The sequence below is a fragment of the Burkholderia sp. MS389 genome (assembly GCF_016899425.1).
GTDB lineage: Bacteria > Pseudomonadota > Gammaproteobacteria > Burkholderiales > Burkholderiaceae > Burkholderia > Burkholderia sola.
Genome location: NZ_CP045994.1, coordinates 2,885,528 through 2,910,865 on the forward strand (window position 1 = coordinate 2,885,528; position 25,338 = coordinate 2,910,865).

Sequence of the window (25,338 nt, forward strand, 5' to 3'; positions counted from 1 at the left end):
GCGCACCGCGCACCGACCGAAAAGCCGGCCGCCCCTTGTTTGTTATCGGGCGCCGGCTTTTTTTTCGCCCGCCGGCGGCGCCCGCCTTGATTCGGCACCCGCTGCCCGCATCTGCAAAAGCCACGGACAAGCGCTATCCTTTAAATCTCGCTAGTTCCAGCCCGGGCCGGCACCCAATCAGCCGGCCCGCTTACGATCCGAACCACCAGGAGGTTCACGTGCCCCGCAAAACCCCCATCGAGCGCTATAGAAATATCGGGATCAGCGCTCACATCGATGCCGGCAAGACCACGACGACCGAGCGCATCCTGTTTTACACCGGCGTGAGCCACAAGATCGGTGAAGTGCACGACGGCGCGGCCACGATGGACTGGATGGAGCAGGAGCAGGAACGCGGCATCACGATCACGTCGGCCGCGACCACGGCCTTCTGGAAGGGCATGGCCGGCAACTATCCGGAACACCGGATCAACATCATCGATACGCCCGGGCACGTCGACTTCACGATCGAAGTCGAGCGCTCGATGCGCGTGCTCGACGGCGCGTGCATGGTCTACGACTCGGTCGGCGGCGTGCAGCCGCAATCCGAGACCGTGTGGCGCCAGGCGAACAAGTACAAGGTGCCGCGCATCGCGTTCGTCAACAAGATGGACCGGATCGGCGCCGACTTCTTCCGCGTGCAGAAGCAGATCGGCGAGCGCCTGAAAGGCGTCGCCGTGCCGATCCAGATTCCGATCGGCGCGGAAGACCATTTCCAGGGCGTCGTCGATCTCGTGAAGATGAAGGCGATCGTGTGGGACGACGAAAGCCAGGGCGTGAAGTTCACGTACGAGGACATCCCCGCGAACCTCGTCGAGCTCGCGCACGAGTGGCGCGAGAAGATGGTCGAGGCCGCGGCCGAAGCGAGCGAGGAACTGCTCGAGAAGTATCTGCACGACCATGAATCGCTGACCGAGGACGAGATCAAGGCCGCGCTGCGCCAGCGCACGATCGCGAACGAGATCGTGCCGATGCTGTGCGGCAGCGCGTTCAAGAACAAGGGCGTGCAGGCGATGCTCGACGCGGTGATCGACTACCTGCCGTCGCCGGTCGACGTGCCCGCGATCCTCGGTCACGATTTCGCCGATCCGGAAAAGCCGGCGGAACGTCATCCGAGCGACGACGAGCCGTTCTCGTCGCTCGCGTTCAAGATCATGACCGACCCGTTCGTCGGCCAGCTGATCTTCTTCCGCGTGTATTCGGGCGTCGTCGAGTCTGGCGACACGGTGCTCAACGCGACGAAGGACAAGAAGGAACGGCTCGGCCGGATCCTGCAGATGCACGCGAACGAGCGCAAGGAAATCAAGGAAGTGCGCGCGGGCGACATCGCGGCGGCCGTCGGCCTGAAGGAAGCGACCACCGGCGACACGCTGTGCGATCCGGCCAAGCCGATCATCCTGGAAAAGATGGAATTCCCGGAGCCGGTGATCTCGCAGGCCGTCGAGCCGAAAACGAAGGCCGACCAGGAAAAGATGGGCCTCGCGCTGAACCGTCTCGCGCAGGAGGATCCGTCGTTCCGCGTGCAGACCGACGAAGAGTCCGGCCAGACCATCATTTCGGGGATGGGCGAGCTCCACCTCGAAATCCTGGTCGACCGGATGAAGCGCGAGTTCGGCGTCGAGGCGACGGTCGGCAAGCCGCAGGTCGCGTATCGCGAAACGGTGCGCACGACGGCGGCCGACGTCGAAGGCAAGTTCGTCAAGCAGTCGGGCGGGCGCGGCCAGTACGGCCATGCGGTGATCACGCTGGAGCCGAACCCCGGCAAGGGCTATGAGTTCCTCGACGAGATCAAGGGCGGCGTGATTCCGCGCGAGTTCATCCCGGCCGTCGACAAGGGCATCACCGAGACGCTGAAGAGCGGCGTGCTCGCGGGCTACCCGGTCGTCGACGTGAAGGTGCATCTGACGTTCGGTTCGTACCACGACGTCGACTCGAACGAAAACGCGTTCCGGATGGCCGGCTCGATGGCGTTCAAGGAAGCGATGCGCAAGGCGAAGCCGGTGCTGCTCGAGCCGATGATGGCCGTCGAGGTCGAGACGCCCGAGGACTTCATGGGCAACGTGATGGGCGACCTGTCGAGCCGGCGCGGCATCGTGCAGGGGATGGAGGACATCGCGGGCGGCGGCGGCAAGCTGGTGCGCGCCGAGGTGCCGCTCGCGGAAATGTTCGGCTATTCGACGTCGCTGCGTTCGGCCACGCAGGGCCGCGCGACATACACGATGGAGTTCAAGCATTACGCGGAAACGCCGGCGAACGTGTCGGAAGCCGTGATCAACGCGAAAGTGAAGTAAGCGCCGCTCGCTCGCGCTTCGGCGCATGCGCACAAGGCCCGTCCGGTTCATTCCGGACGGGCTTTTTTTCGTCCGGCGCACATCGCGTTCGCGGCTTGTCGATCGGCGTGCCGCGCTTTTTTTCGCGTGCCACAATGGATGGCGTTTCGTCAGATGGAACCCGCCCGATGCCGCCCACCCCTGCCCTGCGCCGCCTGCTGACCCTCTATGCCGGCCTGATCGCCGCGAACGTCGCCGTCTGGCTGTGGGCGCTCGCGGTGCTGCACGACCATCCGCTGCTGCTCGGCACCGCGGCGATCGCATACGGGCTCGGGCTGCGTCATGCGGTCGACGCGGATCACATCGCCGCGATCGACGTCGCGACGCGCAAGCTGATGCAGGACGGCCAGCGTCCGGTGAGCGTCGGCCTGTTCTTTTCGCTCGGTCATTCGACGATCGTGATCGCGGCGACGCTCGGTATCGCGCTGACAGCGTTCGCGCTGCGCGACCGGTTCGATGCATTCCGCGAGATCGGCGGCACGATCGGCACGGCGGTATCGGCTACCTTCCTGCTGGTGCTCGCGTGCGTGAACCTGATGATCCTGCGCGACGTGTGGCGACGCTATCGCGGCGCGTCCGGGCACACGCACGACGGCGCGCACGAGCATCGTCCCGCCGGACTCGTATCGCGGTTGCTGCGCCCGCTGTTCCGGTTCGTGTCGAAGAGCTGGCACATGTATCCGGTCGGCGTGCTGTTCGGGCTCGGTTTCGATACTGCAACCGAAATCGGCCTGCTCGCGATCGCCGCCGCGCAGGCGAGCCAGGGGCTGCCGGTCTATACGGTCATGCTGTTTCCCGCGCTTTTCACCGCCGGCATGACGCTGATCGACTCGACCGACAACGTGCTGATGATTCAGGCATACGGCTGGGCAATGGACGATCCGCAGCGCAAGCTGCTCTACAACGCGAGCATCACGTTCGTCTCGGCGGCCGTCGCGCTGGCGATCGGCGGGATCGAGGCAGCCGGCCTGCTGGCCGACAAGCTGTCGCTGACGGGCCCCGTGCGCGACACGCTCGACGCGCTCGGCGAACGCTTCGGCTCGATCGGCTACGGCATCGTCGCGCTGTTCCTCGTCTGCTGGATCGCGTCGATCCTGTTCCACCGCTGGCAACGCGCGGCCGACGCGCCGGCGCGCTGAACGACTCCTCCGACGTTTCATTCCGGAAACAAAACGCTCCCCTACGACGTTGCATGCGCGGTCACGCGACTGCGCCCGCCTTTACCGACGGGCCCGAGCGGCCGATGGCACGAATCTCGCAGAGTGAGATTCGCACGGCGGGCCCGCGTGCCGATCCGCGTTCGCGGCTGACGTCCAGCGTCGGCCAGAAGGCGATCGGCCGACGATAGGACTACGAATCTTTTACGCCCCCCTGCACCACACGTAAATCGTCGCGCGGCTACGAGGCATCGCGCGCATGGGGAGGCCATGATGCATAAAACGAAACAACCGTTCCGCGCGGCGGGACGGCGCCCTCGTGCAACCTTGCTGGCCGTGGCCGCGTTCGCGTGCTGCTGCTCGTATGCGGTCGCACAGAACACGACGCCTGACGCCGCGCCCGACGCGAACGCCAGCGCGGACACCATCATGACGCTCGTCGAGAACGCATCGCCGTGCGCCGCCAATCCGGCTGCGTGCGCGGTACACGTGTATGCCGGCCGGGGCGTCGGTAATGGCGGCGCCGGTGCGGGCGGCAGCGGAAACGGAAACGGCGGCGGCACCGGGAATGGGAACGGTAGCGGCGGCAACAACGGGAACGGCGCCGTCGGACCTGCGGGTGTCGGCGGAACGACAGGCGGAACCTCCGGCAGTACGAACGGCACGGGCCGCGGAGGCAATGCGTCCGGGAACGGTGGTTCAGGTGGTGGGACTTCGGGTGGAGGCACCTCGGGTGGCGGCACTTCCGGTGGCGGCACTTCGGGTGGCGGTACCTCGGGTGGCGGTACCTCGGGTGGCGGCACTTCCGGTGGCGGCACTTCGGGTGGCGGTACCTCGGGTGGCGGCACTTCCGGTGGCGGCACTTCGGGTGGAGGCACCTCGGGTGGCGGCACTTCCGGTGGCGGCACTTCGGGTGGCGGTACCTCGGGTGGAGGTACCTCGGGTGGCGGCACTTCCGGTGGTGGCACTTCCGGCGGCGGCACTTCGGGTGGCGGCACTTCCGGTGGCGGCACTTCCGGTGGCGGCACTTCCGGTGGCGGTGGCCACGGTGGTGGTGGCGATGGTGACGGCGGCGGTCACGGTCATGGCGGCGGTCATGGCGACGGTGGCGGTCACGGCGACGGTGGCGGCCATGGTGACGGCGGTGGTCACGGCGACGGCGGCGGCCATGGTGACGGCGGTGGTCACGGCAACGGCGGCGGCCATGGCGATGGTGGCGGTCACGGCAACGGCGGTGGTCATGGTGGCGGCGGCGGTCACGGCAACGGCGGTGGTCATGGTGGCGGCGGCGGCGGTCACGGCAACGGCGGTGGCGGTGGCGGCGGTGGCGGCGGTGGCGGTGGCGGTGGCGGTGGCGGTGGCGGTGGCGGTGGCGGTGGCGGTGGCGGTGGCGGTGGCGGCAGCGGCGGCGGCGGCGGCGGCGGCAGCGGCAGCGGCAGCGGCGGCAGCGGCGGCAGCGGCGGCAGCGGCGGCAGCGGCGGCAGCGGCGGCAGCGGCGGCAGCGGCGGCGGCAGCGGCGGCAGCGGCAGCGGCAGCGGCGGCGGCAGCGGCGGCAGCGGCGGCAGCGGCGGCAGCGGCGGCAGCGGCAGCGGCAGCGGCGGCGGCGGCGGCGGCGGCCATGGTAACGGCGGAGGTGGCCACGGAAACGGCGGTGGTGGCGCGGGCAACGGCGGCGGTAACGGCAATGGCGCCGGTGGCAATGGCGGTGGAAACGGTAACGGCGGGAGCGGCGGAAGCGGCGGCGCCAACGGCACCGGCGGCCACGGCAATGGCGGCGGCAACGGTAACGGCAATGGCAGTGGCGGCGCCGGCAACGGCGGGGCCAACGGCGTCGGCAACGGCCGTGGCGCCGGCAACGGCAACGGCGGCGGTCCCGGCAACGGCGGATCGTCGGGCGGCCGCCACTGACCCGAAGCGTTGCCCGGCTGAAGTCGGTCAGAGCATCTCGAGCGCGCGCTTGCTGTGCGGCGGACGGAAATACGCGTCAAGCTGCGCGCGCTCGTCATCGCTGAACACGACATCGAGCGCGGCGCGGTTGTCGCGCACGTGCTCGATCCGCGACGCCTTCGGAATCGCGAATACACCCGGCTGCGCGAGCACCCATGCCAGTGCGACGCGCGTCACCGACACGCCGCGCAGCCGCGCGATGTCGTCGAGCGGCGAGCGTTTCGGCAGCCGCCCGTGATCGACCGGGCTGTACGCCATCGCCGGGATCCGACGATCGGCCAGCCACGGCAGCAGGTCGAACTCCGGACCGCGTCGCGCGATGTTGTAGAGAATCTGGTTGGTGGCGCACGCCCCGCCGCCCGCGTCGTCGACGAGTTCGGCCATGTCGGCCGTATCGAAGTTGCTCACGCCCCAGTGCCGGATCTTGCCCGCACGCTGCAACGCGTTGAAACCCTCGACCGTTTCCGCGAGCGGCACCGAACCGCGCCAGTGCAGCAGGTACAGGTCGAGGCGATCGGTACGCAGGCGCTTGAGGCTCGCGTCGCACGCGGCGGCGACGCCGCGCCGGCTCGCATGGTGCGGATAGACCTTGCTGACGAGGAACACGTCGTCGCGCAGGCCCGCAAGCGCGTCACCGACCAGTTCCTCGGTCGCGCCGTCGCCGTACATCTCCGCGGTATCGACCAACGTCATTCCGAGCTCGACGCCCTCGCGCAGCGCGGCGATCTCGTCCGCGCGCCGCGCCGGCCGCTCCCCCATTTCCCAGGTGCCCAGGCCCAGCTTCGGAATCGTCTCGCCGTTCGGCAAAACGACCGTGGCGATCGTGTCTGTCATGCGTTTCCTCGTGGCGGATTCGTGGCCGCACACCGCGGCCGAAGCATCGGATACGACGCATCAGTGTAGTCAATCGGTGCGCCCCCGGCCTATTACGCGGCAAAAACCGGCTATAACGGCGCGGCATGATGACTTAGAATGGCCGCAACCTGATCGATACCCATTGTATGAAGGCACCCACGGACGACCGCTGGCAGGACCTGCGCCCCGACCCCGACAACGATACGCCGCTCTACCTGCAGCTCGCCCGCAAGCTCGGCGATGCGATCCACGACAACCGCTGGACGGCCGGCGAGGCGCTGCCGTCCGAGCGCGTGTTGTCCGAAGCGCTCGGCGTGTCGCGCATCACCGCGCGCAAGGCGATCGCGCTGCTCGTCGAGCAAGGCCTGATCCGTCGCACGCAGGGCGCCGGCAACTTCATCCAGCCGCGCTACGAGGATCCGCTGTCGCGGCTGTCGAGCTTCAGCGAAATGCTCGAGCGCCGCGGCTTCAAGCCGAGCTCGCAGTGGCTAGCGCGCGAAATTCAGCCCGCGAACCGCGACGAAGTGATCCAGCTCGGGCTGTCGCCGGCCGCATCGGTAACACGCCTGAAACGTCTGCGTCTCGCCGACGGCATCGTGATGGCCGTCGAGAATTCGACGTTCCCCGCGACGCTGATTCCCGATCCGCAGGCGATCGTCGGCTCGCTGTACAGCTATCTCGAAGCGCGCGGCACGCCGATCGTGCGCGCGCTGCAGCATTTCCGCGCGGTCAACGCGACCAACGAGATCGCCGAGCAGATGGGCATCGCCCCGCACGACGCGCTGCTGCTGATCACGCGGATCGGCTATACGTCCGACCAGCGCGCGATCGAACTGACCGATACCTACTGCCGCAACGACTACTACGATTTCGTCGTCGAACTGCGCAAGTAACGCGACGCGCGTCGCCGGCGCTCACAGCCAGCGCGCGTCGTCGGTGCCGAGCGGCACGGGCGGCCGCGCGAACGACGGCGGCGTCGCCGACAGTCGCTCGGCCGGCCGCACGGTGTCGAGCACGCCGAACGGCGACGCGATGCGGTCGATCCGGTCGCGCACGTCGGCCAACGCGAGATCGGGCGCGTGCAACCCGTCCGGCACCGCGCCGAACGACTGCAGCCAGCGCCCCGTCTGCGCGAGCGACATCCGCACGTGCCAGCTTCCCCCTTCGCGCGCCCGCCGCGCGAGCGCGATCATCGCGCCGAACGCCGCGAGATACCCCGTTGCATGATCGAGCGCCTGGCACGGCAGATGGCGCGGCCCGCGCGCCTGCACGGCCTGCTGCTCCTGCCATGCGATTCCGCTCGCCGACTGCACGAGGCTGTCGAACCCGCGCCGCTTCGCCCATGGCCCTGCATGCCCGTACGCCGACACCGACACGTAGACGATGCCGGGCCGCCGTTCGGCCAATGCCTGCGGCGCGAAACCGCGCGCCGCGAGCGCGCCGGGCCGGTACGACTGCAGAAACACGTCCGCCTCGCGCGCGAGCGCGCGCAGCGTATCGACGCCTGCCGCGTCGCGCAGATCGATCCGCGTCGAGCGCTTGCCACGCCCGTTGTCGATCACGAGCGGCGCGATGTTCGGCAGGTGCGGACCGTTGACGAGCAGCGTCTGCGCGCCGTGGGACGCCAGCGTGCGGCCCGCGACCGGCCCCGCGATGATGCGCGTGAGATCGAGCACGCGCACACCGGCCAGCGGCTGGCCGGCTTCGCCGCGGCCGATCGGCTCGGCCGGTGCGTCGCCGATCCGCTCGATCTCGAACAGCGGCAGCGACGCGATCGCGTGCGCCTGCTCGTGCGCCGCCCATTCATCAGGGGTTCTGATCAATGCCGCGCACAGGCCGGCGTCGGCCAGCGCGGTATCGAGCGCCTCGCCGTCCCACGTACGGATCGCGGCGGCGACGTCGGCGGGCTGCGGGCCGCAGCCGAGCACGTCGAGAATGCCGTGCAAATGATGCGGGAAATTCGCGTGCAGCTGAATCCATCGTCCGTCACCCGTCTCGAAGAAGCCGGTCACCGGATGGCGCAGCTCCGGCGGCGGCCCGTCGTCCACGCGCAGGTAGCGTTCGCTGCGGAACGCCACGAGCGCGTCGCGCACCGATACGTCGACCGATTGCGCCACGCCCGTTCGCAGCCGATGGCATTCGGCTGCCGCGAGCCCGGCCGCGGCGATCGTCGCGGCAGCGAGCGTGCCGACATGAAACGTCGACGGCAGCGTCGGGTCCTGCCCCGTCACGGTCGTGCGGGCCAGCGCGTCGCGCTCGCCACGTGCGAGTTGCCAAAGATGCGCCAATGCGGATTCGGGTGTCATGGTGGAGGAGACGCCGTTGAGGAGACGGAATCGAGTCTAGAATTCGCGACAGGCGCGATCAATCTTGATTGCGCGAATCAATACATAACGAATAGTCGTAACGGGCCCGCGCTTCATGCGCGGCGACAGGAGCCACCGGCATGACATCCGTCAGTGCGCAGGAAGCCGCGGGCATGCTCGGCGTCAGCGTGAGCACGCTCTACGCGTACGTGAGCCGCGGCCTGCTGCGCTCGCTGCCCGACGGCGCGACGAAGCGCCGCCGCTACGACGCCAACGAGGTGCGCCTGCTCGCGCGCCGCCGCGCCGATGCGAAACGCGCGGGCGGTGTCGCCGAACGTTCGCTCGACTGGGGTGTGCCCGTCCTGGAATCGCGGATCACGCAGATCGCCGACGGCCGCCTGCGCTACCGCGGCGTCGATGCACTCGCGCTGGCCGACGCGGCGACGCTCGAAGAAACGGCCGCGCGGCTGTGGGACTGTCCGCCCGCGCGGCTGGCCGCCGCGTCGCTCGCTTCCAGCGGTTTCGATGCGGCGCAGTGGGACGACTGGGCGCGTCGCTGGGCGCATCTCGCACCGCTCGAACGCACGCTGGTGCTGCTGCCGGCCGCGGCCGCATCGCTGCCGCGCCTGTGGGCGCAAGAGCGCGATGCGCAGCTCGATGCCGCGGCGCTGCTGCTGCGCATCGCGACGGCTGCGCTCGCCGGCATCGCGCCGGGCGACGCGCCCGTGCACCGCCAGCTCGCGGCCGCGTGGCGCGTGCGGCGGCGCAACGAAGCCGACCTGCTGCGGCGTGCGCTCGTGTTGTGCGCCGATCACGAACTGAATCCGTCGACCTTCGCGGTGCGCTGCATCGCATCGACCGGCACCCATCTGTTCGGTGCGATCTCGGGCGGGCTCGCGGCGCTGTCGGGGCCGCGTCACGGCGGCGAGACGTTCCGCGCGGGCACGCTGCTCGACGAAGCGGCCCGCGCCGCTGATCTCGATCGCTACCTCGCGCTGCGGCTGGCGCACGACGAACGCGCGGACGGCGGGCGCACGGCCCTGTCCGGCTTCGCGCACCCGCTGTACCCCGACGGCGACCCGCGCGCACGGGCGCTGCTCGATGCGCTGCATGCGACGGCGCCCGACCGGCCGGCGCTGCGCGCGGCGCGCGCGCTCGCCGCACGCGTCGATGCGGCGACGGGCCTGCGGCCGACGATCGATTTCGCGCTCGCGGTGCTGGAGCGCACGCTCGCGCTGCCCGACGGCGCGGCGTTCACGCTGTTCGCGGCCGGCCGCACGGCCGGCTGGATCGCGCACGCGCTCGAACAGTACGCGGACGGAAAGCTGATCCGGCCGCGCGCACGCTACGTCGGCAGCGACGCGGCCGGGTGACGCCGGCCGTCGCGCCATGCGGCGAACGGGCGCCACCACGCGGGCGCGGTGCGCACGGCCGGCACCGCCAGCGGCCCGAACGCGAACGTCGCGCCGCGCGGCCCGGCGCTGACCCACGCGCGCGTGCCGGGCAGCAACGTCAACGATTCGCCCGCGCCCAGCCAGTGATCGTCTGGCCGGCCCTCGACGGTCACCCACACGTCGCCTTCGGCCACTTCGAGCAGCGTACGATCGACGATCCGCCACCGTCCGGCCGGCTCGTCGCCGTCCATTACGTAAAGTCGCAGTTCGCGCATCGCAGCCTCCTGGTCGCACCGGTTCGATGACACCAGTATTTCGGAGAGCGGCCGCACCCGGACAGATACGGCCGCGTACAGTTCCGGCTGAACTGTACTGGCCGCCCGACGGGGACAGGCAGCCGGCCGCCGCGCCGGCCCGGTCCGGCCGGAACCGCACGACATACCGCGCAGAATCTGCACGGCGCGGCGGCTTTCCCTACAATGTCGGCTGTCCCGCGCCACCGCCCCCCGCCGTCATGTTCCAAAGCCCGCCCGCCGCCGCTCCCGGCGAAAAAAACCTCACCGTGATGCTCTGGCTCGTTGCGACGGGCTTCTTCATGCAGACGCTCGACGCGACGATCGTCAACACGGCGCTGCCGTCGATGGCCGCGAGCCTCGGCGAATCGCCGCTGCGGATGCAATCGGTCGTGATCGCGTACTCGCTGACGATGGCGGTGATGATCCCCGTGTCGGGCTGGCTCGCCGATACGTTCGGCACGCGGCGCGTGTTCTTCAGCGCGATCCTGGTGTTCTCGCTCGGCTCGCTGCTGTGCGCGAACGCCCATACGCTGACGCAGCTCGTCGCGTTCCGCGTCGTGCAGGGCGTCGGCGGCGCGATGCTGCTGCCGGTCGGGCGGCTCGCGGTGCTGCGCACGTTCCCGGCCGAGCGCTACCTGCCCGCGCTGTCGTTCGTCGCGATTCCGGGCCTGATCGGCCCGCTGATCGGGCCGACGCTCGGCGGCTGGCTCGTGAAGATCGCGTCGTGGCACTGGATCTTCCTGATCAACGTGCCGGTCGGCGTCGCGGGCTGCATCGCGACCTTCTATTCGATGCCCGATTCGCGCAACCCGGCCGCCGGCCGCTTCGACCTGAAGGGCTATCTGCTGCTGACGATCGGGATGGTCGCGATCTCGCTGTCGCTCGACGGGCTCGCCGATCTCGGCATGCAGCACGCGGCCGTGCTGGTGCTGCTGATCCTGAGCCTCGCGTGCTTCGTCGCGTACGGGCTGTATGCGGTGCGCGCGCCGCAGCCGATCTTCTCGCTCGAGCTGTTCAAGATCCACACGTTCAGCGTCGGGCTGCTCGGCAACCTGTTCGCGCGGATCGGCAGCGGCGCGATGCCGTACCTGATCCCGCTGCTGCTGCAGGTGAGCCTCGGCTACTCGGCGTTCGAGGCCGGGCTGATGATGCTGCCGGTCGCGGCGGCCGGCATGTTCTCGAAGCGGATCATCACGCGGCTGATCACGCAGCACGGCTATCGCAAGGTGCTGCTCGCGAACACGATCATGGTCGGCGTGATGATGGCGAGCTTCGCGCTGATGCGCGACACGGTGCCGGTGTGGGTGAAGGTCGTGCATCTCGCGCTGTTCGGCGGCTTCAACTCGATGCAGTTCACCGCGATGAACACGCTGACGCTGAAGGATCTCGGCACCGGCGGCGCGAGCAGCGGCAACAGCCTGTTCTCGCTCGTGCAGATGCTGTCGATGAGCCTCGGCGTCACGGTCGCCGGCGCGCTGCTCGCGACGTTCACCGGCATGCTGCGCACCGTGACGCCGAGCAACACGCTGCCGGCGTTCCATGCGACGTTCGTCTGCGTCGGGATCATCACGGCCGCGTCCGCGTGGATCTTCGCGCAGCTCGCGCCCGAGATCCGCAGCACCGCGCGCAAGACCGACCCGTCCGAGCGCGCGTGACCGGCGGCGCGCGCCGAATCGGGCCCGCGCGCACCATCGCGGTGCAACGCGGCCCGGCACGCGTGCGCGTATCGACCGCGACCGGCGGCCGCACGTGGCGCCCTGCCGTGCATGCTTCTTGCTCGCCTATTCTGTAGGTAAACTGGCAGTCTTCCTTCGGCCGACATCATGAGCATGATCGAAATCGATCCCCCCGGCTTTCAGCCGCCCCGCCCGGTCGCCGGCGACGACGGGAACCGGCGCACCGTGCTGTACGGCGGCTACACCGTGTTCAGCGTGTTCCAGCCCGTTTTCTCGGTGTCGCACCGGCGCGCGATCGGCTATCACGCGTCGCTGCGCGCGCACGACGAGGAAAGCCGCCAGGTCGCGTCGCACGAGGTATTCACGCAGGCGGCGCGGCGCGGCGACCTGCTCGAGCTCGGCCGGCTCGCCGAATCGTTGCATCTCGGTAACTTCCACGCGTTCGACAGCCACGACGAATGGCTCTTCCTGAGCCTGCATCCGGCCGCGCTGATGGACACCGTCTACGGCGACGCGCTGCTCGCGAACCTGAAGGCGCTCGGGCTGCCGCCGCACCGCGTGGTGCTCGAGGTGCCCGAGCAGGCCGGCGGCGAGACGCCGCGCTATGCGGCGATCATCGACGGGCTGCGCAAGGCCGGCTTCCTGATCGCGCTCGTCGGGTTCGGCGCGAAGCACTCGAACGTCGATCGCGTGTGGCATCTGCATCCCGACATCGTCACGCTCGACCGCGGCATCCTCGCGCAGGCGAGCGAGCACTCGCATCTCGAACGCGTGCTGCCGGGGCTCGTGTCGCTGCTGCACGAATCCGGCCAGCTCGTGCTGATGGGCGGCCTCTCGACCGAACGCGACGCGCTGATCGCGCTCGAATGCGACGTCGATTTCGTGCAGGGTCAGTACTTCGCGGGGCCGAGCGTCGATCCCGTGCAGCCGCAGGCCGCCGCGGGCTGCATGGATACGCTGTCGGCCGCGCTGCGGCTGCGCGTCGCGCAGCGCGAGCGCACGCAGTCGGAACGGCTCGCGCCGTACGTCGCCGCACTCGAGGAAGCGAGCCGCCGGCTCGGCGCGGGCGAATCGCTCACCGATGCGGCCACCGCCGTGCTCGGGCTGCCCGAGACCGCGCGCTGCTTCCTGCTCGACGCGTCGGGCCGCCAGATCGGCGACAACGTGCTCGCGCGCGGCAGCGTGTCGCAACGCGCGAAGCGCTTCCGGCCGCTGCTGCATTCCGAAGGCGCGAGCTGGGAACGCCGCCCGTATTTCATCGACGCGATGCGCGCGCCGGGCCGCGTGCACCTGACGCCGCCCTACCTGTCGATCAACGAGGCGCACCTGTGCGTGACCGCGTCGATCGCCGCGCCGGCCGCGACCGGCATGCAGGTGCTCTGCGTCGACATCAACTGGGAAGCGGCGCTCAGCCGCGAGTAAGCGCGCCGGCGCGCCGCGTTCACGCGTCGCCGGCCGCCTTGCGCACGATCAGCCGGTGCACGCGCTTGCCGGACGACGCGCTGACGACTTCGTGTTCGTCGATCACCTGCACGCCGGCGCCCAGCGCCGCATGCATCCGCGCCGAGTCGAGCGGCGTATAGAGGCGGCCGCGCTCGTCGCGCAACACGCCGTGTCCGGCCACCCGCCAGCTCAGGTACAACGTGCCGCCCGGCATCAGCAGATCGGCCAGCCGCGCGGCGGCGGCCGCCGCGTCCGCCTGTTCGAGATGCATGACGACCGTTTCGCACAGCACGTTGCGAAACGCGCCGGACGGTACGCCGGCCAGCGCCGGCAGCGCGGTCAGCTCGAAAGTCAGCCCGCGATGGCGACGCCGCGCCTCGTCGAGCAGCGCGGCGCTCGCGTCGTAGCCGCGCACGTCGAAGCCGCGCGACGCGAGCCAGGCCGTGTCGCGCCCCGCCCCGCAGCCGACGTCGGCGGTCGGTCCCGGCGTGAAATACTGTTCGAGCAGCGCGTACATGTCGTCGGGCGCGGCCGGGTCGAGCCAGTCCTGCGCGTATTGCGCGGCATGGGTGTCGTAGGCATCGAGAGTCGGGCGATCCGCCATGGCGAGTGCTCCGCAAAGGCGTCGTATGACGCACTCCGCATCTTAGTCGCTGCGCGCGGCCCGCGCCGACCGGGTTCGCGCGACGCCGGTCTACGGGGCCGGCACGTGGCCCGCACGCGGCGCCTGCGCGGTCAGATCGGCCCACCGCGTATCGCCGCGCCAAGCCCGACGCGCCGTCGCGCGTTCGGCGTCGTGGACGCGCCCGCGCCGAACACGCAGACCGGCCCGGCCGGCCCGTCAGACATGCGAATGCGCACCGCCATGCACGGGACCGGCGCGCCGCTCGACTTCGCGGCGCACGTCGCCGCGCAGTCCCGCGAAAAACGCGACCTCGGCGACGACGAACAACGGCCCGACGATCAGGCCGACCAGATCGTCGACGAATGCCGGCTTGCGGCCTTCGAACCAGTGCCCGACGAACTGCACGATCCAGCCGACGACGAACGCGCCGACGCCGATCGCGAGCCATTGCGCGGTCGGCAGCGGCGCCAGCGACTGCGCGGCCCACAGGCCGAGCGCGAGCAGCACGGTCATCACGATCCCGAACCGCAGGTCGAGACGCAGGTAGAACAGCGCGGACACGACGGCGAGCAGCAGCGCCGGCGACAGCGCGATGCCGGCCAGCATCCCGAGCGCCGGCCGCGACAGCAGCACCTCGACCGCGAACACGATCATCGGGATGCCGACCAGATGCGTCGCGATGTTGCGCGCGTCGCGATGGTAGGCCGCATACTGGGAAAGATGGTCTTCGAGGGTCTTCATCGCGTCTCCTGATCGGTTGTTGAGCGCTATGATGCGCGTCACGCCCGAGAACCTCTGTCAGCTACCCGACATCGCGTGCCCATGCCTGCCTCGCTCGCCCCATACCTGCAGCAGCTCGAAGCGAACCCGTGGTTCGCCGCGCTGCCGCCCGCGTTGCGCGCGGAGCTGATCGCCCGCGCGACGCTGCGCCGGCTGCCGTCCGGCCACGCGCTGTTCCGGCGCGGCGACCCGCCGTGCGGACTGTACGCGGTCCTGGCCGGTTCACTCACGATAGGTGCGGTCGATCCGCAGGGCAAGGAGACGCTGCTGACGGTGGCCGAGCCCGTCACGTGGTTCGGCGAGATCGCGTTGTTCGACGGCCAGCCGCGCACGCACGACGCGATCGCGCTCGACGACGCGCTGCTGCTGCACGTGCCGCAGGCCGGGCTGCTCGCGATCCTCGAGACGACGCCGCAATACTGGCGGCAGTTCGCGCTGCTGATGGCGCAAAAGCTGCGCCTGAGCTTCCTGACCGTCGAATCGATGAGCGTGATGCCGGCCGCGCAGCGGCTCGCCGCGCGGCTGCTGATGATCGCCGAAGGCTACGGCGGCATCAGCGCCGGGCGCACGCACATCCGGCTGTCGCAGGAAACGCTCGCGTCGATGCTGTCGCTGACGCGGCAGACCACCAACCAGTTGCTGAAGGCGCTGCAGGCGGATGGCGTCGTGCGGCTGCACGTCGGCGAGATCGAACTCGTGGACATCGACGCATTGCGCCGCGCGAGCGGGCTCGGCGACGGCCCGTACTGAACGACGCGCAACGACATCTATCGGCCGCGATTGGCCGCGATTGGCGCCATGCGCTGCCCGCGGCCGCCGAGTTGCGCTATCGTGGCGACTCGTTCCGTCCGCCGCGCGCACCGCCTTGAACACGTCGACCGTCCCCGCCTCCGCCCGCCATCCGTGGCCCGTCTTCATCGCATTCCTGCGGCTCGGCCTCACGTCGTTCGGCGGCCCGGTCGCGCATCTCGGCTACTTTCGCGCGGAATTCGTCACGCGGCGCGGCTGGCTCACCGAGCGCACCTATGCCGATCTCGTCGGGCTGTGCCAGTTCCTGCCGGGGCCCGCGAGCAGCCAGGTCGGGATGGCGATCGGTCTCGCGCGTGCCGGCTATGCGGGCATGTTCGCCGCGTGGCTCGGTTTCACGCTGCCGTCGGCGCTGCTGATGATGCTGTTCGCGCTCGGCGTTCACGCAACGGGCGCGCCGATCGAAGCCGGCGCGTTGCACGGGCTGCGCATCGTGTCGGTCGCGGTGATCGTGCAGGCCGTGTGGGGCATGGCGCGCACGCTGTGCCCGGATGCGCGGCGCGTCACGCTGATGGCCGCGGCCGCGTGCGTCGCGCTGCTCGCGCCGGCTGCGTGGATGCAGGTCGCGGTGATCGTCGTAGCCGGCGCGGCCGGTCTCGTGCTGCTGCCGCAACCGGCACGCGATGCACACGAACCGTTGCCGCTGCACGTGTCGCGCCACGCGGGCGTGCTGTGGCTCGCGCTGTTCGCGGCGCTGCTCGTCGCGCTGCCGTCCGCAGCCCGCGCGCTGCGCTCGGATACGCTCGCTGTCGTCGACGCATTCTTCCGCACGGGTGCGCTTGTGTTCGGCGGCGGCCACGTGGTGCTGCCGCTGCTGCAGGCGGCCGTGGTCGCACCCGGCTGGGTCGGCGATTCGGCGTTTCTCGCCGGGTATGGCGTCGCACAGGCCGTGCCGGGGCCGCTGTTCACGTTCTCGGCATTCCTCGGTGCGTCGCTGCGCGATGCGCCGAACGGCTGGCTCGGCGGCACGCTCGCACTCGTGTCGATCTTCGCGCCGTCGTTCCTGCTCATCGCCGGCACCGCGCCGTTCTGGGAGCGCCTGCGCCGCAGCGCGCACATGCAGGCCGCGCTCGCCGGCGTGAACGCGGCCGTCGTCGGGCTGCTGCTCGCCGCGCTCTATCATCCAGTCTGGACCGACACGATCGTCGCGCCGCGCGACCTGGCCGCCGCGCTGGTCGCGTTCGTCGCGCTGGTGTTCTGGCGCGTGCCGCCGTGGGCCGTGGTGATCGCGAGCGCGGCGCTCGGCTGGCTGCTCGGCACGGCCGGCTGAGCCAGCGAACGCCGCACGTTCGGGCCGCGCAAAAAACAAAAAGCCCTCGAAACGAGGGCTTTGCTTCGATGCCGCGCGCCGTGGCGGCGCGCAGGCGCCGGACTTACGCGAAGTTCTTCGCGGCGAAGTCCCAGTTCACGATGTTCCAGAACGCTTCGACGAACTTCGGACGCGCGTTGCGGTAGTCGATGTAGTACGCGTGTTCCCACACGTCGATCGTCAGCAGCGCCTTGTCGGCGGTCGTCAGCGGCGTGGCGGCGTTGCTCGTCGACACGATGTCGAGCGAACCGTCGGCCTTCTTCACGAGCCATGCCCAGCCCGAACCGAACGTGCCGACCGCGGCCTTCGTGAACGCTTCCTTGAATGCGTCGTACGAACCCCACTTCGCGTTGATCGCATCGCCCAGCGCGCCCGTCGGTGCGCCGCCGCCGTTCGGCGACAGGCTGTTCCAGAAGAACGTGTGGTTCCAGATTTGCGCGGCGTTGTTGAAGATGCCGCCCGACGACTTCTTCACGATCTCTTCCAGCGGCAGGTTTTCGAATTCCGTGCCCGGGATCAGATTGTTCAGGTTCGTCACATAAGCCTGATGGTGCTTGCCGTAGTGGTACTCGATCGTCTCTTTCGAGATGGTCGGCGCGAGTGCGTCTTCAGCGTACGGGAGCGGCGGGAGCGTATGAGCCATGGCGATTCCTTCGTTGAGTATGTAGGGAGGCTGTGTTGGATGCTGCCGAGCGTCCGATTGTAGGCGAGGACGAATAACCCCGCAAACTCACGGGCCATTTATCCGCGGTATGCGGAAAAGCGCTGCTGGCGCAACGCCGGGCAGGACGAGCCCGACGATGCGCAGCATCCGTTCCCGCCGCGATGCGCGTGTTGCGACGACACGCGTTTCGCTTGGCACCCGTTACGTCAGATCGTATCCGTCAGCCGTGGCTGCACGTCGGCGAGCGACACGTCGGCCGAGCCTTCGGCGAGATGCACGGTCAGGCGCCGCTGCGGCTTCAGCGCGTTCGGTGCGCGCACCGCGCGGCCCGTCTGCGCATCGATCAGCGCCGCATAGCCGCGCTCGAGCGTGCGCTGCGGGCTCAGCACCTCGAGCCGTGCCGCACAGGCCGACACACGCGCGGTGTCGCGTTCGTGACGGCGCTGCACCGCGCTCGCGAGACGTTGCGACAGCCCGGCGAGCGCGTGGCGCGCCTGGGACGGATCGGGCCGCGCGCGCTGCCAGCGCAGTTGCGCGAGCGCGAAACGCGCACGTGCATCGCGCACCGGCCGCGATGCCGCGGACGCGAGCCGCACCGCGAGCTGCTCGACGTGCGTGCGCTGCCGCTGCAGCCGCTCGGCCGGGCTCACGAGCCGCCGCGCAAGCCAGTCGAGCTGCTGCGCGCGCTGTTCGAGCCGGCGCGCCATGCCGCGCGCGAGCGCGCGCTGGCGCTCGTCGACCTCGCGCAGCAGCAGCGCGCGCTGCGGGCTCGCGAGTTCGGCCGCGCCAGTGGGCGTCGGCGCGCGCAGGTCGGCCGCGAAGTCCGCGATCGTGAAATCGGTTTCGTGCCCGACGCCGCTGACGACCGGCAGCTCGCTCGCTGCGATCGCGCGCGCCAGCGCCTCGTCGTTGAACGACCACAGATCCTCGATCGAGCCGCCGCCGCGACACACCAGCAGCACGTCGACCTCGCGCCGCGCGTTCGCGGTCGCAACTGCGGCGACGAGCTTTTCGGCGGAGCCGGCGCCCTGCACGGGGGCCGGATAGACGATCACCGGAATGTGCGGCGCGCGGCGGGCGAGCGTGGTCAGCACGTCGCGCAATGCGGCGGCCTGCAGCGACGTGACGATGCCGATCGCGCGCGGATGGGCCGGCAGCGGCCGCTTGCGCTCGGCGGCGAACAGGCCCTCGCCTTCGAGCTGCGCCTTCAGCCGCAGGAACGCTTCGTACAGGCGCCCCTGCCCGGTGCGCCGCACGGCTTCGACGTTGAGCTGCACCTCGCCGCGCGGCTCGTACATCGTGACGACCGCGCGCACCTCGATGCGGTCGCCTTCGCGCGGCGTGAATTCCGCGTACTGCGCGCGGCCGCGGAACATCACGCAGCGCATCTGCGCCTGCTGGTCCTTGATCGAGAAATACCAGTGGCCGCTCGCGGCGCGCGTGAAATTCGACACTTCGCCGGCAATCCACAGCAGCGGAAACGAACGCTCGAGCATCGTCGAGATCGCACGATTGAGCGCCGAAACGGGAATCACTTCGTCGTCGCCGCGCGTGGCGCCGGGTGCGGAAAAAGGAGAATCGGAAAGCATGGGCGGTCGGATGAATGCTGGCGGCGTCACGATAGTCCGACGCGCGCGTGGCGTCCAGCGCCGCCGCATTCGCCACCGTGCGCGGAAGGTGTCCACACTCTGGCATTCGTCCACGTAAAACGCCCGGAAACCGCGAAAAAAGCCAGACGATTCTTCGCAACACGTTGATTTTTATAATCTTTTAAACCTTTCGAAATGATTCTCATCCGATTCGATGCCCGCCGGGCGGGCGTTTGACACGATCGACCGGCGAGTTTTTCACAGAGTTATCCACAGGCCGTCGCGATCCGGCCCCGCGCGCCGCGGCGGCCGGTCGCGCTTGCCGCGCCGGCGTGCGGCGCGCTAGAGTGCCGCCTTCCACGGACCCCGCGGCATGCGCCGCCCAATGGAGAACCCGCCTTGACGAATCCGTCCCTCGCCGCGGCGCCCGACGCGCCGCGCCCGGCCCGATGAGCGCGCCCGGCGGCCCGCTCGCGCGACTCGAAGCGCGCCTGACGCGCGAATGGCAGCGGCGCGGCGCGCTCGCGTGGGCGCTCACGCCGTTCGCCTGCGTGTTCGGCCTGGGCGCGGCGCTGCGGCGCACCGCTTACGCGCAAGGCTGGAAGCAGCCGGTCGACGTCGGCGTGCCCGTCGTCGTGGTCGGCAACGTGACCGTCGGCGGTACCGGCAAGACGCCGACCGTGATCGCACTCGTCGACGCGCTGCGCGCGGCCGGCTTCACGCCCGGCGTCGTGTCGCGCGGCTACGGCGCGAACGTGAAGGCGCCGACGGCCGTCACGCCGGCGTCTCGCCCGGGCGCGGCCGGCGACGAACCGCTGCTGATCGCGCGCCGCACCGGCGCGCCCGTGTGGGTGTGCCCCGACCGCGTCGCGGCCGCGCAGGCGCTGCGCGCCGCGCATCCGGACGTCGACGTGATCGTCAGCGACGACGGCCTGCAGCACTACCGCCTCGCGCGCACCGTCGAGCTCGTCGTATTCGACCACCGGCTCGGCGGCAACGGCTTCCTGCTGCCGGCCGGCCCGCTGCGCGAGCCGCTGTCGCGGCATCGCGACGCGACGCTCGTCAACGATCCGTACAGCGGCGCGCTGCCGCCGTGGCCCGACACCTACGCGCTCGCGCTGACGCCGGGCGCCGCATGGCACCTCGACCAGCCCGCGCTGCGCCGCCCGCTGTCGCAATTCGCGAACGAACGCGTGCTCGCCGCGGCCGGCATCGGCGCGCCGGAACGCTTCTTCGCGACGCTGCGCGCGGCCGGCCTCTCGCCGGCGACCCGCGCGCTGCCCGACCATTACGCGTTCGCCGACAATCCGTTCGTCGACGATGCCGTCGATGCGATCCTGATCACCGAGAAGGATGCAGTAAAATTGGGCGCTTCCTGGCGCGACGCCCGACTGTGGGTAGTCCCCGTCGAAGCCGCGCTCGACCCTCGCCTCATTGCCCTCGTTGTGGAGAAACTCCGTGGACGCTCGCCTGCTTGAAATCATTGTGTGCCCTATCTGCAAAGGCCCGCTCCACTACGACCGTGCCGCGCAGGAGCTGATCTGCAACGCGGACAAGCTCGCGTACCCGATCCGCGACGGCATCCCGGTGATGCTCGTCGACGAAGCGCGCCAGACCGTCGAAGGCACGCCGGTCGATCCGGCCGGCCGCTGAACCGCCGCGCCGCTCGCCCGGCGCACCGATTCGACACTGGCGGCCCGGCCCCGGCCGGGTCGCCGCCCTCCGCCGGGCGACCGGCTTCCGGCGTCGCCCGCCCCGTCCTTCCCAGCGCTCCCCGATGACTCAGCCGCAACCCTTCATCGCCGTCATTCCCGCCCGGCTCGCGTCGACGCGGCTCCCGAACAAGCCGCTCGCCGATCTCGGCGGCAAGCCGATGGTCGTGCGTGTCGCCGAACGCGCGCGCGAAGCGGGCGCGCAGCAGGTGCTCGTCGCATCCGATGCGCAGAGCGTGCTCGACGCGGCGCGCGATCACGGCTTCGAAGCGGTGCTCACCCGCGCCGATCATCCGTCCGGCACCGACCGGCTCGCGGAAGTCGCGGCGGCCTTCGGCTGGCGCGACGACACCGTCGTCGTCAACGTGCAAGGCGACGAACCGCTGATCGACCCCGCGCTCGTCCGCGACGTAGCGTCGCACCTGGCCGCCCATCCGGCGTGCGCGATCGCGACCGCGGCCCATCCGATCCACGACGCGGCCGACGTGTTCAACCCGAACGTCGTGAAGGTCGCGCTCGACGCGCAGAGCGTCGCGCTGTACTTCTCGCGCGCGCCGATTCCGTGGAGCCGCGACGCGTACCAGCCGCACTGGCCCGACGTCTCAGCCATGCCAGCACCGGCTTTCCCGGTCTACCGGCACATCGGCCTCTATGCGTATCGCGCGCGTTTCCTGCGCACCTATCCGTCGCTCGCGCAGGCGCCGATCGAACAGGCCGAGCAGCTCGAACAGCTGCGCGCGCTGTGGCACGGCGAGCGCATCGCAGTGCTGATCACCGAGTCCGCGCCCGAAGCCGGCATCGACACGCCGGCCGATCTCGCGCGCGTGCAGGCCCTTTTTCAGCCGGGTTCAAAATAACCCGTGGCATAATCAGGCGATTGTGCGAGCCGTCCGCGACCAGCGCGTCCTCGCTTGACCCCGCCCGTGGCCCTGCCGGCAGCCGCGCGTCACTCGAACCGACGCGCCGCATCAGACCGGTCCGCCACGCGCCGTGCAAGCCCCGCGCCCGCCGTCGCCGACGCCTTTGAGTCTCGCCACACGAATCTACATACTTGGAGATATCACCATGCGTTTGATCCTGTTGGGCGCGCCCGGCGCGGGAAAGGGCACCCAGGCAAACTTCATCAAGGAAAAATTCGGGATTCCGCAAATCTCGACCGGCGACATGCTGCGTGCGGCCGTCAAGGCCGGCACGCCGCTCGGCGTCGAGGCGAAGGGCTACATGGATGCCGGCAAGCTCGTGCCGGACGCGCTGATCATCGGTCTCGTCAAGGAACGCCTGAAGGAATCCGACTGCGCGAACGGCTATCTGTTCGACGGCTTCCCGCGCACGATCGCGCAGGCTGACGCGATGAAGGACGCCGGCGTCGCGATCGACTACGTGCTCGAGATCGACGTCCCGTTCTCGGAAATCATCGAGCGCATGAGCGGCCGCCGCACGCACCCGGCATCGGGCCGCACGTACCACGTCAAGTTCAACCCGCCGAAGGTCGAAGGGCACGACGACGTGACGGGCGAACCGCTGATCCAGCGCGACGACGACAAGGAAGAAACTGTCAAAAAGCGTCTCGAAGTATACGAAGCGCAGACCAAGCCGCTGATCACGTACTACGGCGACTGGGCGCAGCGCGGCGAGGAAAACGGTTTGAAGGCGCCGCAGTATCGCAAGATCTCGGGCCTCGGAACCGTCGACGAAATCCGCGAGCGCGCGTTTGACGCACTGAAGTAAGCAGCGCGTCGCGCACCCGCAAGCCGCCCGTTCCGGGCGGCTTTTTTTCGCCTGCCGCGACGTGCACGCGCGTGCGCGTGTCGCCGCCGCAAGCGTCCGAGGCTCGACGGCGAAGTGATTCGCGTGGGCGGCGCGATCCGGATGCAGCCGAAGTAGCAACGGCACGCGTGCAAGAAAAACGCCCGCGATGCGGGCGTTCTTTCCGTGTGCGGGCAAGGGCGTGCCGGCGCGCTCAATCCTCGCCGTCGCGCTGCATCCGCTGCCGCAATTCGCTGACCTGCGACTCGACGACGGTCGCGTCTTCCGCCTCCGGCCGCTCGCCGAGATACTGCTCGAGATCCTCGAGCGCGGGACGCAGGTAATCGAGCCGCGCATACGCGAAGCCGCGGTCGCGCACCTCGTCGAGCTGCTCGGGCAACAGGATCACGAGCCGCTGCTGCACCGCGAGCAGCCGCTGCCAGCGCTCCGTCTGCAGATAGATCGTCTTCAGGTTGCGCAGCATCCGCGCGATGATCTCGCGGCTCGTCGCCGGCTGCAGCAGCGCGCGCAACGCGCTGTCGACGGCGCCGGCCGCGCGCGCGACGTACGGCTCGAGCATCTCGACCATCTCGGCTTCGGACAGCGAATGGCCGTTGGTCGGATCGATGATCAGGTCGCCGTCCGGCAGCGTCACGCGCAGCAGGAAATGGCCGGGAAACGACACGCCGCGCGCCGGCACGCCGATCTGCTCGGCGAGCTCCAGGTACAGCACCGACAGCGAGATCGGGATCCCGCGGCGCCGTTTCAGCACGGCGTTCAGGTGGCTGTTATCGGGGTCGTAGTAATCGTTGTGATTGCACGCGAAGCCGAGCTCGCGGAAGAAGAAGTCGTTCAGCGCGGCGACGCGGCCCTTCAGGTCCGTATCGTCGGCGAGCCGCCGGCGCAGCCGCGCCGCCAGCATGTCGAGTTCGGCCAGCGTGCCCTGCAGGTCGAGGTCGGGATACGCGTCCTGCGCCAGCGACAGCGCGGCTTCCGTGACGGGCAGACTGTCGTCGTCCGCCACGAGCGTGCTGAAGTAGTCGAGGACGCGGGTCATTGCGGTCGTCACTTGGCGCGCCTTCTGAAGTAAGCGTATTTGAAGCCCATCACCCACAACATACCGAAATATAGTGCAGCAAACAGCACGAGGCACGCGGCCATCAGCGCAATGCGATCGAGCGGCTGCGCGCGCATGCCGGTCCAGTCGAAATTGATCGCGCACCAGTGCATCAGGCCCGCGAGCACGAGCGCCGCGCCGACGAGCTGCACGAAAAAGCGCAGCCAGCCCGGCGACGGCTGGTAGATGCCGCGCTTGCGCAGCCCGAGGAACAGCAGCAGCGAATTCAGGCACGCGCCGACGCCGATGCTGAGCGTAAGGCCCGCGTGGCCGATCAGCGGCACGAACACGTAGTTCGACAGCTGCGTGACGATCAGCACGCCGACCGCGATCTTCACCGGCGTCTTGATGTCCTGCTTCGCATAGAAGCCCGGCGCGAGGATCTTGATCAGGATGATGCCGACGAGGCCGATCCCGTAGGTGGCCAGCGCGCGCGCGACCATCGTGACGGTATGCGCGTCGAATTTGCCGTAATTGAACAGCGTCGCGGTGAGCGGCGTCGCGAAGAAGAACAGCGCGAGCGCGCTCGGCGCCGCGAGCAGGAACGTGACGCGCAGCCCCCAGTCGAGCAGCGCCGAATACTCGTGCGAGTCGGCGTCGACGTGCGCCTTCGACAGGCTCGGCAGCAGGATCGTGCCGAGCGCGACGCCGAGCAGCGCGGTCGGGAATTCCATCAGGCGGTCGGCGTAATTGATCCACGACACGGCGCCCTGCCCGAGCCGCGATGCGATGTTGGTGTTGATGATCAGCGACAGTTGCGCAACGGACACCGCGAACGTCGCGGGCACCATCTTCGCGAGCACGCGCTTCACGCCCGGATGACGCAGCGCGCGCAGCGGGTTGATGCCGATCAGCGGCACCATGTCGATCTTCTTCAGGCCCGGCAACTGCACGAGAAACTGCAGCACGCCGCCGACGATGACCGCCCATGCAAGCGCGTAGACCGGCACCTTCAGGTGCGGCGCGACGAACACGGCCGCGGCGATGAACGCGACGTTGAGCAGCACCGGCGCGAACGCGGGCAGCGAGAAGCTCTTGTACGTGTTCAGCACGCCCGACGCGAGCGTGGTCAGCGAAATGAACACGATGTACGGGAACATGATCCGCGTCATCGTGACCGCGAGCGGGAACGCCTGGCCGTCGGCGTGCAGGCCGGACGCGACCGCGAACACGACCCACGACGCGCCGGCGATGCCGACGACCGATAGCACGGCCAGCGCCCAAGCGAGCACGGTGGACATCGCGTCGACGAGCGCCTTCGTCGCATCGTGCCCCTGCTGGTTCTTGAACTCGGCGAGGATCGGCACGAACGCCTGCGAGAACGCGCCTTCGGCGGACAGGCGGCGCAGCAGGTTCGGGATGCGGAAGGCGACGTAGAACGCGTCGGTGTATTGACTGGCGCCGAACGCACGGGCGATCAGCGTCTCGCGGGCCAGTCCGGTCACGCGCGACAGCAGCGTGAAGCCGCTGACCGTCAGCAGGGCTCGGAATAGATTCATGGGGCGCTTATTATACGGACGTTGCGCGACCCGGCCACCGGCCGATG

General features: G+C 69.6%; 22 protein-coding genes. 13 read left to right on the forward strand and 9 right to left on the reverse strand.

Going from position 1 to position 25,338, the window contains the following annotated elements:
- The first annotated feature begins 218 nt into the window (after positions 1-218).
- From fusA to GJG85_RS34995, 3 genes are all read left to right on the forward strand, one after another.
- On the forward strand, positions 219-2,330 hold the full coding sequence (gene fusA, locus GJG85_RS13435; RefSeq protein ID WP_023477042.1) for an elongation factor G: 2,112 nt from the start codon (positions 219-221) through the stop codon (positions 2,328-2,330).
- Positions 2,331-2,497: 167 nt separating this feature from the next.
- Positions 2,498-3,508, forward strand: coding sequence for a HoxN/HupN/NixA family nickel/cobalt transporter (locus GJG85_RS13440; protein ID WP_176016093.1), 1,011 nt, complete (start codon positions 2,498-2,500; stop codon positions 3,506-3,508).
- A 291-nt stretch (positions 3,509-3,799) separates the two neighbouring features.
- A complete protein-coding gene (locus GJG85_RS34995; protein WP_239468938.1) occupies positions 3,800-5,434 on the forward strand; it encodes a hypothetical protein in 1,635 nt (544 codons plus the stop codon).
- A 27-nt stretch (positions 5,435-5,461) separates the two neighbouring features.
- On the opposite strand, the gene GJG85_RS13450 is transcribed toward GJG85_RS34995, so the two are convergent.
- Positions 5,462-6,307: an aldo/keto reductase gene (locus GJG85_RS13450; protein WP_050017090.1), complete on the reverse strand. Its 846-nt coding sequence runs from the start codon at positions 6,305-6,307 to the stop codon at positions 5,462-5,464.
- Positions 6,308-6,474: 167 nt separating this feature from the next.
- Here GJG85_RS13450 and GJG85_RS13455 point away from each other — a divergent pair, with 167 nt between their 5' ends.
- On the forward strand, positions 6,475-7,221 hold the full coding sequence (locus GJG85_RS13455) for a GntR family transcriptional regulator (protein ID WP_050017088.1): 747 nt from the start codon (positions 6,475-6,477) through the stop codon (positions 7,219-7,221).
- 21 nt (positions 7,222-7,242) lie between these two features.
- Here the strand turns inward: GJG85_RS13455 and GJG85_RS13460 are convergent, their stop codons facing one another.
- Positions 7,243-8,634: a CoA transferase gene (locus GJG85_RS13460; protein WP_204383372.1), complete on the reverse strand. Its 1,392-nt coding sequence runs from the start codon at positions 8,632-8,634 to the stop codon at positions 7,243-7,245.
- 140 nt (positions 8,635-8,774) lie between these two features.
- On the opposite strand from GJG85_RS13460, the gene GJG85_RS13465 reads away from it, so the two are divergent.
- The gene (locus GJG85_RS13465; protein ID WP_204383374.1) at positions 8,775-10,007 is read left to right on the forward strand and encodes a citrate/2-methylcitrate synthase; all 1,233 of its coding nucleotides are present in this window, start codon (positions 8,775-8,777) and stop codon (positions 10,005-10,007) included.
- Here GJG85_RS13465 and GJG85_RS13470 read toward each other — a convergent pair.
- Entirely contained in the window at positions 9,980-10,303 is a 324-nt protein-coding gene (locus GJG85_RS13470; protein WP_124595613.1) for a DUF2917 domain-containing protein, read from the reverse strand. The genes GJG85_RS13465 and GJG85_RS13470 overlap by 28 nt on opposite strands.
- Positions 10,304-10,542: 239 nt before the next feature.
- On the opposite strand from GJG85_RS13470, the gene mdtD reads away from it, so the two are divergent.
- Together mdtD and GJG85_RS13480 are read left to right on the forward strand one after the other, a co-directional pair.
- Positions 10,543-11,979: a multidrug transporter subunit MdtD gene (gene mdtD / locus GJG85_RS13475; protein WP_050017080.1), complete on the forward strand. Its 1,437-nt coding sequence runs from the start codon at positions 10,543-10,545 to the stop codon at positions 11,977-11,979.
- 168 nt (positions 11,980-12,147) lie between these two features.
- Positions 12,148-13,422 carry an EAL domain-containing protein gene (locus tag GJG85_RS13480; protein WP_050017078.1) on the forward strand — a complete coding sequence of 425 codons (1,275 nt, stop codon included), beginning with the start codon at positions 12,148-12,150 and terminating at the stop codon, positions 13,420-13,422.
- A 19-nt stretch (positions 13,423-13,441) separates the two neighbouring features.
- Here GJG85_RS13480 and GJG85_RS13485 read toward each other — a convergent pair whose 3' ends face one another.
- Both GJG85_RS13485 and GJG85_RS13490 read right to left on the reverse strand, forming a co-directional pair.
- Entirely contained in the window at positions 13,442-14,047 is a 606-nt protein-coding gene (locus GJG85_RS13485; protein ID WP_050017076.1) for a methyltransferase domain-containing protein, read from the reverse strand.
- A 237-nt stretch (positions 14,048-14,284) separates the two neighbouring features.
- Positions 14,285-14,809, reverse strand: coding sequence for an Mpo1-like protein (locus GJG85_RS13490; protein ID WP_050017073.1), 525 nt, complete (start codon positions 14,807-14,809; stop codon positions 14,285-14,287).
- 81 nt (positions 14,810-14,890) lie between these two features.
- On the opposite strand from GJG85_RS13490, the gene GJG85_RS13495 reads away from it, so the two are divergent.
- Positions 14,891-15,598 carry a Crp/Fnr family transcriptional regulator gene (locus GJG85_RS13495; protein WP_050017071.1) on the forward strand — a complete coding sequence of 236 codons (708 nt, stop codon included), beginning with the start codon at positions 14,891-14,893 and terminating at the stop codon, positions 15,596-15,598.
- 115 nt (positions 15,599-15,713) lie between these two features.
- Positions 15,714-16,925, forward strand: a complete 1,212-nt coding sequence (gene chrA / locus GJG85_RS13500) for a chromate efflux transporter (protein ID WP_050017070.1) — start codon at positions 15,714-15,716, stop codon at positions 16,923-16,925.
- A 103-nt stretch (positions 16,926-17,028) separates the two neighbouring features.
- Here the strand turns inward: chrA and sodB are convergent, their stop codons facing one another.
- Positions 17,029-17,607 (reverse strand): superoxide dismutase [Fe], encoded by a 579-nt coding sequence (gene sodB, locus GJG85_RS13505; protein WP_006489396.1) that lies wholly within the window; start codon positions 17,605-17,607, stop codon positions 17,029-17,031.
- 227 nt (positions 17,608-17,834) lie between these two features.
- Positions 17,835-19,217 carry an exodeoxyribonuclease VII large subunit gene (xseA, locus tag GJG85_RS13510; protein WP_204383376.1) on the reverse strand — a complete coding sequence of 461 codons (1,383 nt, stop codon included), beginning with the start codon at positions 19,215-19,217 and terminating at the stop codon, positions 17,835-17,837.
- A 449-nt stretch (positions 19,218-19,666) separates the two neighbouring features.
- Between xseA and lpxK the strand changes: the two genes are divergently transcribed.
- The 4 genes from lpxK (at position 19,667) to adk (ending at position 22,657) form a co-directional block, all read left to right on the forward strand.
- The gene (gene lpxK / locus GJG85_RS13515) at positions 19,667-20,695 is read left to right on the forward strand and encodes a tetraacyldisaccharide 4'-kinase (protein ID WP_124557690.1); all 1,029 of its coding nucleotides are present in this window, start codon (positions 19,667-19,669) and stop codon (positions 20,693-20,695) included.
- Entirely contained in the window at positions 20,676-20,870 is a 195-nt protein-coding gene (locus tag GJG85_RS13520; protein WP_006482216.1) for a Trm112 family protein, read from the forward strand. The genes lpxK and GJG85_RS13520 overlap by 20 nt, the downstream gene beginning before the upstream one ends.
- A 124-nt stretch (positions 20,871-20,994) precedes the next feature.
- On the forward strand, positions 20,995-21,786 hold the full coding sequence (gene kdsB / locus GJG85_RS13525; RefSeq protein WP_050017063.1) for a 3-deoxy-manno-octulosonate cytidylyltransferase: 792 nt from the start codon (positions 20,995-20,997) through the stop codon (positions 21,784-21,786).
- Positions 21,787-21,994: 208 nt separating this feature from the next.
- Positions 21,995-22,657 (forward strand): adenylate kinase, encoded by a 663-nt coding sequence (gene adk, locus GJG85_RS13530; RefSeq protein WP_050017061.1) that lies wholly within the window; start codon positions 21,995-21,997, stop codon positions 22,655-22,657.
- Positions 22,658-22,889: 232 nt separating this feature from the next.
- Here adk and GJG85_RS13535 read toward each other — a convergent pair whose 3' ends face one another.
- Positions 22,890-23,732, reverse strand: coding sequence for a SirB1 family protein (locus GJG85_RS13535; RefSeq protein ID WP_011546044.1), 843 nt, complete (start codon positions 23,730-23,732; stop codon positions 22,890-22,892).
- A gap of 8 nt (positions 23,733-23,740) precedes the next feature.
- Complete coding sequence (gene murJ / locus GJG85_RS13540; RefSeq protein ID WP_050017059.1) at positions 23,741-25,291, reverse strand: murein biosynthesis integral membrane protein MurJ; 1,551 nt, start codon at positions 25,289-25,291, stop codon at positions 23,741-23,743.
- Between the last annotated feature and the right edge of the window lie 47 nt (positions 25,292-25,338).